The organism is Pseudomonas sp. sp1636, assembly GCF_030376615.1.
Taxonomy (GTDB): Bacteria; Pseudomonadota; Gammaproteobacteria; order Pseudomonadales; family Pseudomonadaceae; genus Aquipseudomonas.
This window is the reverse complement of sequence record NZ_JARRAB010000010.1, coordinates 25,027-39,535: the sequence shown is the minus strand read 5'-3', so window position 1 is coordinate 39,535 and position 14,509 is coordinate 25,027. Positions and strand designations below refer to the sequence as shown.

Sequence of the window (14,509 nt, the reverse complement as noted above, 5' to 3'; positions counted from 1 at the left end):
GTGGGTAAAATCCGGATAGAAGAAAGGCGCATCCGAGGATGCGCCTTCTCGTAACTGGCGGAGCGGACGGGACTCGAACCCGCGACCCCCGGCGTGACAGGCCGGTATTCTAACCGACTGAACTACCGCTCCGCTGCCAGATCAGCAATTAAGCCGAGCTGGGGCAATGCCTGAAAGGCGCTTAGTTGACGGCGTCTTTAAGTGCCTTACCGGCCTTGAAACCTGGGATCTTGGCGGCAGCAATGCTGATCGGCTTGCCAGTTTGCGGATTGCGACCAGTACGCGCAGCGCGATCCTTGACCGCAAAGGTACCGAAACCAACCAGCACAACGGAATCACCAGCCTGCAGAGCGCCAGTGACAGATTCAATCACTGCATCCAGCGCACGGCCAGCAACAGCTTTCGGGATATCAGCAGATGCAGCGATGGCATCGATCAGTTCCGACTTGTTCACTCTAAGTCCCCTTAATTTCTGTTGAGTTTGTTTCTTGATTTTTAGTGTAAGCAAAACGAATGCTGGATGGTCTTCCTACACAATAAGAGCCGCTTTATAACAAGGGCTCTAAAATTGTGTCAAGAAAGTCCCCCTGCTAATGCGTGCTAATTCGCCCCTTGGAATCAGTCTCACGCTTGTCATCCTTTGCAACCAGCTCCGGAGCCGCATCAGGCAAGGGCTGCGGCGCGTATTGCAGCGCAATTTGCAGGACCTCGTCAATCCATTTAACCGGTTTAATCTGCAAGTCCTGCTTAATGTTCTCCGGAATCTCTTTCAAATCGCGCACATTCTCTTCCGGAATGATCACGGTTTTGATTCCCCCCCGATGTGCAGCCAGGAGTTTTTCTTTCAAGCCACCGATGGCCAACACTTGACCGCGCAGGGTGATTTCTCCGGTCATGGCCACATCTGCGCGCACTGGAATTTGAGTCAAGGCCGAGACCAGCGCCGTGCACATCCCCACGCCCGCGCTAGGGCCGTCTTTCGGCGTTGCCCCCTCCGGCATATGGATATGGATGTCGCGCTTCTCATAGAAGTCCAGAGGGACTCCCAGGCTTTTCGCCCGGCTACGCACCACGGTCTGGGCCGCAGTAATGGATTCGAGCATCACATCGCCCAGCGAGCCGGTCTTGATCAACTGCCCCTTGCCCGGCACCACGGCGGCCTCGATGGTCAGCAACTCGCCACCCACCTGAGTCCAGGCCAGTCCGGTCACCTGACCGATCTGATCTTGCTGCTCCGCCAAGCCATAACGGTGCTTGTGCACGCCGAGGAAATGTTCCAGCGAGCCCGCCGTCACCAACACCTCAAAGCGTTTTTCCAGGCTGTGCTCCTTCACCGCCTTACGGCAGACCTTGGCAATTTGCCGCTCAAGGCTGCGCACGCCCGCCTCGCGGGTGTAGTAGCGGATGATGTCGCGAATGGCTTCGCGCTCGAGAGTCAGCTCGCCCTTTTTCAGGCCATTGGCCTGGATCTGCTTGGGCGCCAGGTACTTGATGGCGATATTGATCTTCTCGTCTTCCGTATAGCCAGGAAGACGGATCACCTCCATGCGATCCAGCAAAGCTGCCGGAATATTCATCGAGTTGGCGGTACAGAGGAACATCACATCGGAGAGGTCGTAGTCGACCTCCAGGTAATGGTCATTGAAATTGTGGTTCTGCTCAGGATCGAGCACCTCGAGCAGCGCGGAAGCCGGATCGCCGCGCATGTCCTGGCCCATCTTGTCGATTTCATCGAGCAGGAACAAGGGGTTGCGCACGCCGACCTTGGTCATTTTCTGGATCAGGCGACCGGGCATCGAGCCAATATAGGTACGCCGGTGTCCACGAATTTCGGCCTCGTCGCGCACGCCGCCGAGCGCCATACGCACAAACTTACGATTGGTGGCGTGCGCGATGGACTCTGCCAACGAAGTCTTGCCCACACCTGGCGGCCCGACCAGGCACAATACCGGCCCCTTGATCTTCTTCACTCGCTTCTGCACGGCGAGGTACTCAAGGATACGCTCCTTGACCTCATCGAGACCGTAGTGATCGGCATCCAGGATAGCCTCGGCGCGGGCCAGATCCAGGCGCACCTTGCTCCGAGCCGTCCACGGTACATTCACCAGCCAGTCGATATAGGAGCGCACCACCGTGGCTTCGGCCGACATGGGCGACATTTGCTTGAGCTTGTTCAGTTCGGTCTGGGCCTTGCCATAGGCCTCTTTGCTCAAGCCACCATTCTCGATGCGCTTTTTCAGCTCATCCAGCTCATTGTGGCCTTCTTCACTGTCGCCGAGCTCTTTCTGAATGGCTTTCATCTGCTCATTCAAGTAGTACTCGCGCTGACTGCGCTCCATCTGCTTCTTGACCCGACCGCGAATGCGCTTTTCGACCTGCAGCAGATCGATCTCGGCATCCAGCAGGGCGAGCACATGCTCAACCCGCGCCGGCAACTCTGTGATTTCCAGAATTTCTTGTTTCTGCTCGATTTTCAGCGTCATGTGCGCCGCCATGGTGTCAACCAGACGACTCGGCTCATCGATACTATTGAGCGAGGACAGCACCTCCGGCGGAACCTTTTTCCCCAGCTGCACATACTGTTCGAATTGACTGAGCAGGCTACGGACAAGCACCTCGGACTCACGTCCCGGCGCATCGACTTCGTCGATCAACTGCACTTCGGCGCGGCAGTGGCCATCCACTTCGATAAAACGTTCGACCGCCCCGCGCTGCTCACCCTCGACCAGCACCTTCACGGTGCCATCGGGCAGTTTCAGCAGTTGCAATACCGTCGCCACGGTTCCCACACGGTAGAGTCCGTCCTCGCCGGGATCATCGTCCGCAGGATTTTTCTGGGCGAGCAGCAGAATTTGCTTCTCCCCGGTCATCGCGGCCTCTAGGGCCTCGATGGATTTCTCGCGCCCGACGAACAGCGGGATCACCATGTGCGGATAGACCACGACATCGCGTAGCGGAAGGAGAGGCAATTCGATGGTTGTCTTCATGATTTTCGGCTCTACAGCGGCCCATTAGGCCTTAAATAGATGGGATAACCCTTCACCCTAAGATGGGGGTAGCCCCAGCAAAAAACAAGCGTTCCGACTGCAAAAGCAAAGGGGCCCGCAGGCCCCTTGCTTTCACCATGTAACAAGCATGCTTTACGCGTCAGGCGCGGCCTTGGCAACAGGTTCGCTATTCTCGTAAATCAACAGGGGCTTGGATGAGCCATCGACAACACTCTCATCGACAACCACCTTGCTGACCTCCGACTGCGAGGGAATCTCGTACATGGTATCGAGCAGAATACCCTCGAGGATCGAGCGCAAACCACGAGCCCCGGTCTTGCGTTCCAAAGCCTTGCGCGCTACGGATTGCAACGCATCGGGACGGAACTCCAGGTCGACGCCTTCCATCTCGAAAAGCTTGGCATATTGCTTGGTCAGGGCATTCTTCGGCTCGGTGAGAATCTGCATGAGCGCAGCTTCATCCAACTCGTCGAGAGTGGCGATAACCGGCAAGCGACCGACGAACTCCGGAATCAAGCCAAATTTAACCAGATCGTCCGGCTCGACTGCGCGCAGCGACTCACCAATCTTCTTACCCAGATCCTTACTGCGAACCTCGGCATTGAAGCCGATACCACCCTTGGTCGAACGGCCCTGGATGACTTTTTCCAGCCCAGAGAAAGCGCCGCCGCAGATAAACAGGATATTGCGCGTATCGACCTGCAAGAATTCCTGCTGTGGATGCTTGCGTCCACCCTGCGGAGGAACCGAGGCCACGGTGCCCTCGATCAGTTTCAGCAGGGCTTGCTGCACCCCCTCGCCCGACACGTCACGGGTGATCGAGGGGTTGTCGGATTTGCGCGAGATCTTGTCGATTTCATCGATATAGACGATACCCATCTGGGCCTTTTCCACATCGTAATCGCACTTCTGCAGCAGCTTCTGGATGATGTTTTCGACGTCCTCACCCACATAGCCGGCTTCGGTGAGGGTGGTGGCGTCGGCGATGGTGAACGGCACGTTGAGCAAGCGCGCCAGGGTTTCGGCCAGCAAGGTTTTACCCGAACCGGTCGGACCGATCAGCAGGATATTGCTCTTGCCCAGCTCGACATCGTCCTTCTTCTCGCGCTGATTAAGACGCTTGTAGTGGTTGTATACCGCCACGGCCAATACTTTCTTCGCCCGCTCCTGACCGATCACATACTGATCGAGGATGGTGCTGATTTCCTTTGGCGCAGGCAGTTTGTGCGCGCTGCTCTCGGCCTGGGCTTCCTGCACCTCCTCGCGGATGATGTCGTTGCACAGGTCGACGCACTCGTCGCAGATAAAGACCGAGGGGCCGGCAATCAATTTGCGTACTTCATGCTGGCTTTTGCCGCAGAAGGAGCAATAAAGCAGCTTGCCGTTGTCCTCGCCATTGCGGGTGTCAGTCATTCGATCAATCCAATACGGTAGGCTTGAAAAACAAGATGGAGGCAAACGCGGGCATTTTCAAGCCCGCAATGCGACCGACTGCAAGTCGGCCATGCACGCTCGGCGCGAATTAGCTGGAAGCCAGGCGCTTATCGAGAACCTTGTCGATAAGGCCATAAGCAACCGCCGTCTCACCGCTCATGAAATTATCGCGATCGGTATCACGCGCAATAACATCCAGCGGCTGACCGGTGTGACCCGCCAGCACGTTGTTCAGGCGATCACGGATGGTCAGGATTTCGCGAGCATGAATCTCGATATCCGAGGCCTGGCCCTGGAAGCCACCCAGCGGCTGATGGATCATCATCCGCGAGTGCGGCAAACAGAAACGCTTGCCGGCAGCACCGGCAGTCAGCAGCAAGGCACCCATGCTGCACGCCTGGCCGATGCAGATAGTCGACACATCGGGCCGAATGAACTGCATGGTGTCGTAGATCGACATACCCGCGGTCACCGAACCACCTGGCGAGTTGATGTACAGATGGATGTCCTTGTCCGGATTTTCCGCTTCCAGGAACAACAGCTGCGCGGCTACCAGATTGGCCATATAGTCTTCGACCGGGCCGATCAGGAAGATCACGCGCTCCTTGAGCAGGCGCGAGTAGATGTCATAGGCGCGCTCACCGCGGGCCGTTTGCTCGATGACCATGGGCACCAAGCCGCCAGCGGCCTGGATATCTGGCATTTGTTGCATAAAAGGATTGCGGGACATTTCTTGCACTCGCTCCCTAAACAGTCATGTATCAAATACGCATAAGCCAGCACGGTGGCTGGCTTATGGTGTGCTCGAACGAGGTAAAGAAATCAGGCGGCTTGCGGAGCTTCCACCGGCTTGACAGCTTCTTCGTAAGAGACCGCTTTGTCGGTCACATTGGCCTTCTGCAAAACAGTATCTACAACTTGCTCTTCCAGCACAACCGAACGAACCTCGTTCATTTGCTGGTCGTTTTTGTAGTACCAGGCCACGACCTGCTCGGGCTCTTGATAAGCCGAGGCCATTTCCTGGATCATTTCGCGCACGCGGACATCGTCGGGCTTGAGCTCGAACTGCTTGACCACCTCGGCAACGATCAGACCCAGCACAACGCGACGCTTGGCTTGTTCTTCGAACAGCTCCGCCGGCAGTTGTTCGGGCTTGATGTTGCCGCCGAACTGCTGCACAGCCTGTACGCGCAGACGATTGACTTCGTTACCAATCAGAGACTTGGGCACCTCGATCGGGTTGGCAGCGAGCAGACCGTCCATCACCTGGTTCTTCACCTTGGACTTGATGGCCTGACGCAGTTCGCGCTCCATGTTCTTGCGCACTTCAGCGCGGAAGCCTTCCAGGCCGCCTTCCTTGACACCGAACTGAGCGAAGAACTCGTCGTTGAGCTCAGGCAGCTGGGGAGCGGAAACACTGTTCACGGTAACGCTGAACTCGGCAGTTTTGCCGGCCAGATCCAGATTCTGGTAATCCTCCGGGAACACCGGATTGATTACTCGCACATCACCGGCCTTGGCGCCGACCAAGGCGTCTTCAAAGCCAGGAATCATGCGACCAGAGCCCAGAACCAGCTGAGAACCAGTGGCAGAACCGCCTGCGAAGGCTTCGCCGTCGATCTTGCCCACGAAATCGATATTCAACTGGTCGCCAGTTTCGGCGGCGCGCTCGGCCACTTCGAAGCGAGTATTCTGCTTGCGCAGAATTTCCAGCATGTTGTCCACATCGACATCAGCCACATCAGCCTGCAAACGCTCGATGGCAATGGTCTCGAGGCCAGTCACTTGGAATTCCGGGAAAACCTCGAAAGTCGCGACGTATTCCAGATCCTTGCCCTTCTCGAAGGTTTTCGGCTCGACGGCCGGAGAACCAGCCGGATTGAGCTTCTGCTCGACCACGGCCTCGTAAAAGGTCGACTGAATCAGGTCGCCCAGGGCTTCCTGACGAGCGGCATCTTCGTAGCGCTGGCGAATGACGCTCATCGGCACCTTGCCAGGACGGAAGCCAGCAACTTTAGCCTTGCGGGCAGTCTGCTGCAGACGCTTGTTGACTTCAGTCTCGATGCGCTCGACGGGAACGCCGACGGTCATGCGACGCTCAAGAGCAGAAGTGCTTTCAACAGAAACTTGCATGGGTATTCCTCGTTGCACAGACATAGGCCGGCCGTTTACCGGCCCCGAATCAAGGGCATGCATTCTAGAGGGTCAATTTGCAGAAGTCACCCTAGATGCTAGCGGCAAACGGGAGGGAGCTAAAAGATGGTGCGGACGGAGAGACTCGAACTCTCACACCTTGCGGCGCTGGAACCTAAATCCAGTGTGTCTACCAATTCCACCACGTCCGCGTGGTAAGGCTTCAAACAAAAACGCCAGGCTTTTGACCTGGCGCCTTTTAATATGGGGTGGACGATGGGGATCGAACCCACGACAACAGGAGTCACAATCCTGTGCTCTACCAACTGAGCTACGCCCACCATATTGCATGTTACTTGCGCCAAAGCTGCCAAATGGCACGCCCGGCAGGACTCGAACCTGCGACCATCCGCTTAGAAGGCGGATGCTCTATCCAGCTGAGCTACGGGCGCCTATCCATCTGCAACTGCAGACTTAAAGCTTTCGGCTTCAGCAAAAATCTTGCGACCTCTGCATTTGCCGTCTTACCCAGCGACTGGCTGTGCTCGACAAGCGGGGCGAATGTTATAGAGGCGCCGCCAGCACGTCAACAGGGAATACTAAAAAAATTCAGCTATATAAAGGAGTTACGCGAAAACCCCAGTACGCGCCTTTGCCCCAGGGTTTCGCCATGCGAGAATGCGCGTCCTTTTTCAATCCTTTTCAATGGTTAACCAAGCGCAATGACCGCACAACTGATCGATGGCAAAGCGATCGCCGCCAGCCTCCGCCAGCAGATCGCCAAACGGGTTGCCGAAAGGCGCCAACAAGGCCTGCGAGCACCCGGCCTCGCGGTGATCCTGGTCGGCAGCGATCCTGCCTCTCAGGTCTACGTCTCACACAAGCGCAAAGACTGCGAAGAAGTCGGCTTTGTTTCCCAGGCCTACGACCTTTCCGCCAGCACCAGCCAAGCCGAGCTGCTGGCGCTGATCGAACGGCTGAACGATGACCCGACTATTGACGGCATTCTTGTGCAGCTACCGCTGCCGGAAAACCTGGATGCATCTTTATTGCTCGAACACATCCGCCCGGATAAAGATGTCGACGGATTCCACCCCTACAACATTGGTCGCCTGGCCCAACGCATGCCATTGCTGCGGCCCTGCACGCCGCAAGGCATCATGACCCTGCTGCACAGCACCGGCGTCGATCTGTATGGCCTGCATGCCGTGGTAGTGGGCGCATCGAACATCGTCGGCCGGCCCATGGCCATGGAACTGCTGCTGGCCGGTTGCACCGTCACCATCACCCACCGCTTCACCAAGGAACTGGCCTGCCATGTGGCGCAAGCCGACATAGTAGTGGTCGCCGCCGGCAAACCGGGCCTGGTAAAGGGGGAATGGATCAAGCCAGGCGCCATCGTTATCGATGTGGGGATCAACCGCCAGGCAGACGGCAAACTGACCGGCGACGTGGAGTATGACAGCGCCCTGCCCCGCGCCGGCTGGATCACTCCGGTGCCGGGCGGCGTTGGCCCCATGACCCGCGCCTGCTTGCTGGAAAACACCCTGCACGCGGCCGAGCACCTGCACAAGTAAGTGCGCAACCGCATAAAAAACGGCACCCGTGGGTGCCGTTTTTTATTGCACAACCATGGCTTCAGTTACGCGCCTGCTCCCAGGACTTGAGCAGCTCCTCGTAATTGATCGTTTCCCCCTTCGGCTTCTCGTTAGCCAGTTTCGGCTTGGGCGCCCCCGGCTGATCCAGCCAGTATTGCGGGTCGCGCGGCTCGTTTAGTTTCGGCCCGCACTCACCCAGCACGCCGGAGCGCTCCAGACGCCCTAACATGGTGTCCTGAGCGGCAGCCAAGCCATCCAGCGCCTGCTGTGGAGTCTTGTCGCCACTGGCCGCCTCGGCGATGAACTGCCACCACAACTGGGCCAGACGCGGGTAGTCAGGCACGTTGGTGCCGGTCGGTGTCCACTGCACCCGCGCCGGGCTGCGATAGAACTCGACCAGACCACCCAGCTTCGGCGCTGCGTCGGTCATGGCTTGCGAGCTGATATCAGACTCGCGAATCGGCGTCAGGCCGACCAGAGTCTTCTTCAGCGATACGGTCTTGGAGGTAACGAACTGCGCATACAGCCAGGCGGCCAGACGCTGCTTGTCCGGGGTGGACTTGAGGAAGGTCCAGGAACCGGCGTCCTGATAACCGAGCTTCATGCCCTCTTCCCAATACGGCCCTTTCGGCGACGGCGCCATGCGCCATTTAGGCGTGCCGTCGTCATTGACCACTGGCAAGCCAGGCTTGGTCATATCTGCAGTAAAGGCGGTGTACCAGAAGATTTGCTGAGCAATGTTGCCTTGCGCCGGCACCGGCCCCGACTCCGAGAAGGTCATGCCTTGGGCTTCGGGTGGCGCGTACTGGCGCATCCAGTCGACGTACTTGGTGGTCGCGAAGACCGCCGCCGGGCCATTGGTGTCGCCGCCACGGGCGACGCTGGAACCGACCGGTCGGCAGCCGTCGACGCGAATGCCCCACTCGTCCACCGGCAGGCCATTGGGCAGGCCCTTGTCGCCACCGCCGGCCATGGAGAACCAGGCATCGGTGAAGCGCCAGCCCAGGGACGGGTCTTTTTTGCCGTAATCCATATGACCATAGATGCGCTGACCGTCGATCTCCTTGACCTTCTCGGAGAAGAACTCGGCGATATCTTCATAAGCCGACCAGTTGACCGGAACCCCCAGCTCATAGCCATAGAGTTCCTTGAACTTGGCTTTCAGCTCCGGGCGCTCGAACCAGTCGGCACGGAACCAGTAAAGGTTGGCAAATTGCTGATCAGGCAGCTGATAGAGCTTGCCGTCCGGTGCCGTGGTAAAGGACAGGCCGATAAAATCGGGCAGATCCAGGGTCGGCGAAGTGAAGTCCTTGCCGTCACCAGCCATCATGTCGGTCAGCGACACCGCCTTGCCGTAGCGAAAATGGGTGCCGATCAGGTCGGAGTCGTTGATGTAGCCGTCGTAGATGTTCTTGTCCGACTGCATCTGGGTCTGCAGCTTCTCGACCACATCACCTTCCTGCATCAGGTCATGCTTGAGCTGGATGCCGGTAATTTCGCTAAAGGCCTTGGCCAGCACCTTGGACTCGTACTCGTGGGTGGCGATGGTTTCCGAGGCCACACTGATACTCATGCCACGAAACGGCTCGGCGGCCTTGATGAACCATTGCAACTCTGCAAGCTGCTGCTCGGGAGTCAGGGTCGAGGGATTGAACTCCGCGGCGATCCATTTTTTCGCCGCATCCTCATAGGCGTCGGCCCAGGCCGCGCCGCTCAATCCGGACAACGCCAGCAAGGCAGCCAACGCCATGCTATGTCGGGTTTTGTTGTTATTGTCGAGCATAGAGACCTCCATCTCAGAGTTTAGGGCGAGGCAAAGCGGAAAACGGCTCAGCCCCAACGCATCACTGCAAACAGCCATAACAAGGACAGCGCCGAGGCTATCCAGACACTCCAATCGGTCACGCCAACCACCAGCAAATGCAGGTAGGCGCTTCCAAGCAGACCAATAAACAGTCGATCGCCACGGGTGGTGCTGATCGGCAGAAAACCTGCGCGCTCGGCACAGGGCGAGCGCAACTCCCACAGCGTCATGCCGGCCAGCAGCAGCGCGATAGCACCGAAAAACAGTGCGGTGGGCAGAGTCCAAGCCATCCAATCCATCGTTTCGCTCCTTAGACCCGACCGAGGGCGAAGCCCTTGGCCACATGGTTACGCACGAACCAGATCACCAGCATGCCCGGCAATATGGTCAAGACCCCGGCAGCCGCCAATACCCCCCAATCGATACCGGATGCCGAGACCGTGCGGGTCATCACCGCGACTATGGGCTTGGCGTCCACCGAGGTCAGGGTGCGCGCCAGCAGCAGCTCGACCCAGGAGAACATGAAGCAGAAGAATGCGGTGACGCCGATGCCCGAACCGATCAACGGGATGAAGATCTTGACGAAGAATTTCGGGAAGCTGTAACCGTCGATGTAGGCGGTTTCGTCGATCTCTTTCGGCACCCCGGACATGAAGCCTTCGAGAATCCACACCGCCAGCGGCACGTTGAACAGACAGTGGGCCAAGGCGACGGCGATATGGGTATCGAACAGGCCGATCGAGGAATACAGCTGGAAAAACGGCAAGAGGAACACTGCCGGCGGCGCCATGCGGTTGGTCAGCAGCCAGAAGAACAGGTGCTTGTCGCCGAGAAAGCGATAGCGTGAAAAAGCATAGGCCGCCGGCAAGGCCACAGTCAGGGAAATCAGGGTGTTCAAACTGACGTAATACAGCGAATTGAGGTAGGCCTGGTACCAACTCGGATCGGTGAAAATCACGCTGTAGTTGGCCAGGGTAAAGTTGCTCGGCCACAGGCTCAGACCGCCAAGGATCTCGGTATTGCTCTTGAACGACATGTTCAGCAGCCAGTAGATCGGCACCAGCAAGAACAGGATGTACAGTCCCAGCACCAGTTTCTTTCGTAGGGTCATGGTCGGGCCTCAGCGATTCGTGTCGGCGTGGGTCATGGCGGTATAGAACAGCCAAGACACCAGCAGGATGATCAGGAAATACACCAGCGAGAACGCCGCCGCCGGGCCCAGGTCGAACTGGCCGACCGCCATCTGGGTCAGGGTCTGGCTGAGGAAGGTGGTGGCATTGCCCGGCCCGCCGCCGGTGAGCACGAAGGGTTCGGTGTAGATCATGAAGCTGTCCATGAAGCGCAGCATCACCGCGATCAACAGCACACTTTTCAGCTTCGGCAGCTGGATGTGGCGAAACACCGCCCAAGCCGAAGCACGGTCGATACGCGCCGCCTGGTAATAGACATCGGGAATCGCCCGCAGCCCGGAATAACACAGCAACGCCACCAGCGAGGTCCAGTGCCAGACGTCCATCACCAGCACCGTGACCCAGGCATCGCGGGTATTGGAGGCGTAGTTGTAGCTGACCCCCAACTCATTCAGGCTCCAGCCCAGCAGGCCGATATCGGCACGCCCGAAGATCTGCCAGATGGTGCCGACCACGTTCCACGGAATCAGCAGCGGGATGGCCATGACGATCAGCACCAGCGAGGCCCAACGCCCCCGGGTCGGCATGGTCAGGGCGATGGCGATGCCTAGGGGGATCTCGATCAACAGCACGCAGCCCGAATAGACGAATTGACGCAACAGCGAATCGTGCAGGCGCGTGTCTTGCAGCACCTGCCGGTACCATTCGACGCCAACGAAATAGCGGCTTGAGTGATCGAAAATATCCTGCACCGAGTAATTGACCACCGTCATCATCGGCACGATGGCGCTGAACGCCACCAGCAGGAACACCGGCAACACCAGCCACCAGGCCTTGTTGTTATGCACCTTGTTCATGGCGCCACCTCCGGCAGAACGGTTTCGACCAGAAAATCGTCGGCATAGAGCATCAGCCACTGCGCCGGGAAACTGATATGCGCCTGCTTCTGCGGCACCGCCTGATCTTCCTGCAGGCGGGCCTTGAGCAGTTGTTCGCCCAGACGCAGGGTGAGGATCTTGTAGGTTCCCAGATCCTCGACATGTACCACCTCGCAGCACAGGGCACCCTCGTACGGCCCCTCCCAAACATGCACGAACTCGGGGCGGATGCCGACCTGCAGGCGCTTGCCCGGCAGCTCGCTCAGGCGTCGATTGAGCGCATCACTCAGCGGCAGCTGGGTATCACCGAAGCGCACGCCGCCCGGACAGGCTTCGACTTCGATCAGGTTCATCCCCGGGCTGCCGATGAAATAGCCGACGAAGGTATGGCTGGGCCGCTCGAACAGTTCACGCGGGGTGCCGAACTGGACGATCTGGCCGCCGAACATCACCGCGATCTTGTCGGCGAAGGTCGAAGCCTCCAACTGATCGTGGGTGACGTAGACCATGGTGATGTTGAACTGCTCATGGATCTGCTTGAGCTTGCGCCGCAGCTTCCACTTCAGGTGCGGATCGATCACCGTCAGCGGCTCGTCGAAGAGAATCGCCGAGACGTCGTCGCGCACCAGGCCGCGGCCCATGGAGACCTTCTGCTTCTCGTCGGCGGTCAGGTTGCGCGCCTTCTTGTGCAGCAGCGGATGCAGGTCGAGCACCTCGGCGATCTCATGCACCTTGCTCATCACCTTAGGCTCGCTCATGCCCTGGTTGCGCAGCGGAAAGGCCAGGTTGTCGAACACCGTCATGGTGTCGTAGACCACCGGAAACTGGAACACCTGGGCGATATTGCGCTGCTCTGGCGGCAGGTGATTGACCACCTTGGAGTCGAAGATCACCTGGCCTTCGGAGGGGCTGAGCAACCCGGAAATAATATTCAACAGGGTCGACTTGCCGCAGCCGGAAGGGCCGAGCAGCGCATAGGCGCCACCCTGTTCCCAGACATGGGTCATGGCGCGGATCGCATAATCCGCCGGGCCGAGCGGCTGGCTACTGTAGCTGTGCGCCAGATTCTGTAGACGTATCTCGGCCATTAGGCACTCCTCACGAGACGGCGACTGGGCGCTTGAGCCAGCTGGCCCTGGGCGTCGAAGACGAAGAGTTTGTGGGTCGGGATATAGATCAGGATCGCTGTATCGACGTCGTACTCGTGTACCCCCGGCAGATGCAGAACCAGCACAAAATGCTCGTTGCGCACATGCAGAAAGGTTTCCGAACCGCTGATTTCCGCCAGCTCGACGGTCACCGCCAGCTCCAGGTCGTCGTCGTTGGACGGCACCAGGCCGATATGGCTGGGCCGTACGCCGAAGCGGTAGGCACCCTCACCCAGCCCACGCAGATCGGGATTGAGCGGAAAGTGCACGGCCTCCTCGAAACTCACCTCGGCGCCGCTGATGCGCCCGCCCATCAGATTGATCGCCGGCTCGGAAAACAGCTCGGCGGCCAACACCTGTTGTGGTCGATGATAGACCTCGGCGGTCTTGCCGCTCTGCACCACCCGGCCTTCATACAAGAGAGTGGTGGTACCGCCCAGGGCCAGAGCCTCGTTCGGCTCGGTGGTGGCATAAATGGCGATGGTGTTGCGCGTCTGGAACAGTTCGCGCATTTCCTGGCGCAACTCTTCGCGCAGCTTGTAATCGAGGTTGACCAGCGGCTCGTCGAACAGCACCAGATCGGCATCCTTGACCAGCGCCCGGGCCATCGCCGTGCGCTGTTGCTGGCCGCCGGAAAGCTCCAGCGGATAGCGCTGGAGCAAATTCTCGATATGCAGCATGCGCGCAGTTTCCTGCACCTTGTGCTCGATCTCGGCTTTGCCGACACCGGCTTGACGCAGCGGCGAGGCGATATTCTCGAACACCGTCATGGTCGGGTAGTTGATGAACTGCTGGTAGACCATCGACACGTTGCGCTTGCGCACCGGCACCCCGGTCACGTCCGCGCCATTCATCAGGATGCGGCCACTGGTCGGCCGATCCAACCCCGCCAGCAAGCGCATAAGACTGGTTTTGCCGCTCAGGGTACGACCCAGCAACACATTGAAAGATCCGGCTTCGAAGGTCAGGCAGGCATCGTCGATATACACCTGGTTATCGACGACGCGACTGACGTGCTCGAGGGTTAGCGACATGGCATGCCCTTATTATTGTTGTGCGGCCCTGCGGCGCAAAACCGCTTTGCCCTGTACTAGCGACTTCCGTGCCACCTCTGAAATTCGCCAGAAAATAATCGTAAACAACTGAATAATAAGGAATTAATAAAAACTACCGAGCAACCGCAAACCAGTGTCTGCACAGTTGTTCAGTGTTCAGACTGAACAATCTGAACACTTCGGCCGTTGACAATGAACAACCCTGAACAACATTCTATGGAGCCCTATGGAGCCCTATGGAGCCCTATGGAGCCATGGCGCGCAAACTATGGCGCGCAAAACGGATCGCATAACGGCGCCGGATCACGACCCGCCGCCCGC

12 protein-coding genes and 4 tRNA genes are annotated in these 14,509 nt (G+C 58.4%); 1 reads left to right on the top strand and 15 read right to left on the bottom strand.

Annotated elements, in window-relative coordinates; genetic code table 11:
* Window positions 1-55: 55 nt before the first annotated feature.
* The 9 genes from P8H27_RS11680 to P8H27_RS11640 form a co-directional block, all read right to left on the bottom strand.
* A tRNA-Asp gene (locus tag P8H27_RS11680) sits at window positions 56-132 on the bottom strand.
* 49 nt (window positions 133-181) lie between these two features.
* Window positions 182-454, bottom strand: a complete 273-nt coding sequence (locus P8H27_RS11675) for an HU family DNA-binding protein (protein WP_289637673.1) — start codon at window positions 452-454, stop codon at window positions 182-184.
* 136 nt (window positions 455-590) lie between these two features.
* Entirely contained in the window at window positions 591-2,987 is a 2,397-nt protein-coding gene (gene lon / locus P8H27_RS11670; protein ID WP_289637672.1) for an endopeptidase La, read from the bottom strand.
* A 153-nt stretch (window positions 2,988-3,140) separates the two neighbouring features.
* On the bottom strand, window positions 3,141-4,421 hold the full coding sequence (gene clpX / locus P8H27_RS11665) for an ATP-dependent Clp protease ATP-binding subunit ClpX (protein WP_289637671.1): 1,281 nt from the start codon (window positions 4,419-4,421) through the stop codon (window positions 3,141-3,143).
* Window positions 4,422-4,530: 109 nt separating this feature from the next.
* Complete coding sequence (clpP, locus tag P8H27_RS11660) at window positions 4,531-5,172, bottom strand: ATP-dependent Clp endopeptidase proteolytic subunit ClpP (protein ID WP_079201854.1); 642 nt, start codon at window positions 5,170-5,172, stop codon at window positions 4,531-4,533.
* Window positions 5,173-5,264: 92 nt separating this feature from the next.
* Window positions 5,265-6,575: a trigger factor gene (gene tig, locus P8H27_RS11655; RefSeq protein ID WP_289637855.1), complete on the bottom strand. Its 1,311-nt coding sequence runs from the start codon at window positions 6,573-6,575 to the stop codon at window positions 5,265-5,267.
* Between the two features lie 127 nt (window positions 6,576-6,702).
* Window positions 6,703-6,787: transfer RNA gene (locus P8H27_RS11650), tRNA-Leu, on the bottom strand.
* Between the two features lie 53 nt (window positions 6,788-6,840).
* Window positions 6,841-6,916: transfer RNA gene (locus P8H27_RS11645), tRNA-His, on the bottom strand.
* Window positions 6,917-6,950: 34 nt separating this feature from the next.
* Window positions 6,951-7,027: transfer RNA gene (locus tag P8H27_RS11640), tRNA-Arg, on the bottom strand.
* A gap of 270 nt (window positions 7,028-7,297) precedes the next feature.
* On the opposite strand from P8H27_RS11640, the gene folD reads away from it, so the two are divergent.
* Window positions 7,298-8,152 carry a bifunctional methylenetetrahydrofolate dehydrogenase/methenyltetrahydrofolate cyclohydrolase FolD gene (gene folD, locus P8H27_RS11635; protein ID WP_289637667.1) on the top strand — a complete coding sequence of 285 codons (855 nt, stop codon included), beginning with the start codon at window positions 7,298-7,300 and terminating at the stop codon, window positions 8,150-8,152.
* Between the two features lie 61 nt (window positions 8,153-8,213).
* On the opposite strand, the gene P8H27_RS11630 is transcribed toward folD, so the two are convergent.
* Genes P8H27_RS11630 through P8H27_RS11605 form a run of 6 tightly spaced genes read right to left on the bottom strand, consistent with a single transcriptional unit; the run spans window position 8,214 to window position 14,167 of the window.
* A complete protein-coding gene (locus P8H27_RS11630; protein WP_289637665.1) occupies window positions 8,214-9,956 on the bottom strand; it encodes an ABC transporter substrate-binding protein in 1,743 nt (580 codons plus the stop codon).
* A gap of 47 nt (window positions 9,957-10,003) precedes the next feature.
* Complete coding sequence (locus P8H27_RS11625) at window positions 10,004-10,276, bottom strand: DUF2160 domain-containing protein (RefSeq protein ID WP_289637663.1); 273 nt, start codon at window positions 10,274-10,276, stop codon at window positions 10,004-10,006.
* A gap of 11 nt (window positions 10,277-10,287) precedes the next feature.
* The gene (locus P8H27_RS11620) at window positions 10,288-11,088 is read right to left on the bottom strand and encodes a carbohydrate ABC transporter permease (protein ID WP_289637661.1); all 801 of its coding nucleotides are present in this window, start codon (window positions 11,086-11,088) and stop codon (window positions 10,288-10,290) included.
* 9 nt (window positions 11,089-11,097) lie between these two features.
* Complete coding sequence (locus tag P8H27_RS11615; RefSeq protein WP_289637660.1) at window positions 11,098-11,964, bottom strand: carbohydrate ABC transporter permease; 867 nt, start codon at window positions 11,962-11,964, stop codon at window positions 11,098-11,100.
* Complete coding sequence (locus P8H27_RS11610; protein ID WP_289637659.1) at window positions 11,961-13,073, bottom strand: ABC transporter ATP-binding protein; 1,113 nt, start codon at window positions 13,071-13,073, stop codon at window positions 11,961-11,963. The genes P8H27_RS11615 and P8H27_RS11610 overlap by 4 nt, the downstream gene beginning before the upstream one ends.
* Entirely contained in the window at window positions 13,073-14,167 is a 1,095-nt protein-coding gene (locus P8H27_RS11605; RefSeq protein ID WP_289637658.1) for an ABC transporter ATP-binding protein, read from the bottom strand. The genes P8H27_RS11610 and P8H27_RS11605 overlap by 1 nt, the downstream gene beginning before the upstream one ends.
* Window positions 14,168-14,509: the final 342 nt, after the last annotated feature.

Excerpts from the sequence above, each read along its gene's own strand:
- P8H27_RS11630 (WP_289637665.1), bottom strand. The coding sequence starts at position 9,956 with ATGCTCGACAATAACAACAAAACCCGACATAGCATGGCGTTGGCTGCC.
- P8H27_RS11610 (WP_289637659.1), bottom strand. The coding sequence starts at position 13,073 with ATGGCCGAGATACGTCTACAGAATCTGGCGCACAGCTACAGTAGCCAG.
- clpP (WP_079201854.1), bottom strand. The coding sequence starts at position 5,172 with ATGTCCCGCAATCCTTTTATGCAACAAATGCCAGATATCCAGGCCGCT.
- clpX (WP_289637671.1), bottom strand. The coding sequence starts at position 4,421 with ATGACTGACACCCGCAATGGCGAGGACAACGGCAAGCTGCTTTATTGC.
- tig (WP_289637855.1), bottom strand. The coding sequence starts at position 6,575 with ATGCAAGTTTCTGTTGAAAGCACTTCTGCTCTTGAGCGTCGCATGACC.
- lon (WP_289637672.1), bottom strand. The coding sequence starts at position 2,987 with ATGAAGACAACCATCGAATTGCCTCTCCTTCCGCTACGCGATGTCGTG.
- P8H27_RS11625 (WP_289637663.1), bottom strand. The coding sequence starts at position 10,276 with ATGGATTGGATGGCTTGGACTCTGCCCACCGCACTGTTTTTCGGTGCT.
- P8H27_RS11605 (WP_289637658.1), bottom strand. The coding sequence starts at position 14,167 with ATGTCGCTAACCCTCGAGCACGTCAGTCGCGTCGTCGATAACCAGGTG.
- P8H27_RS11620 (WP_289637661.1), bottom strand. The coding sequence starts at position 11,088 with ATGACCCTACGAAAGAAACTGGTGCTGGGACTGTACATCCTGTTCTTG.
- P8H27_RS11615 (WP_289637660.1), bottom strand. The coding sequence starts at position 11,964 with ATGAACAAGGTGCATAACAACAAGGCCTGGTGGCTGGTGTTGCCGGTG.
- folD (WP_289637667.1), top strand. The coding sequence starts at position 7,298 with ATGACCGCACAACTGATCGATGGCAAAGCGATCGCCGCCAGCCTCCGC.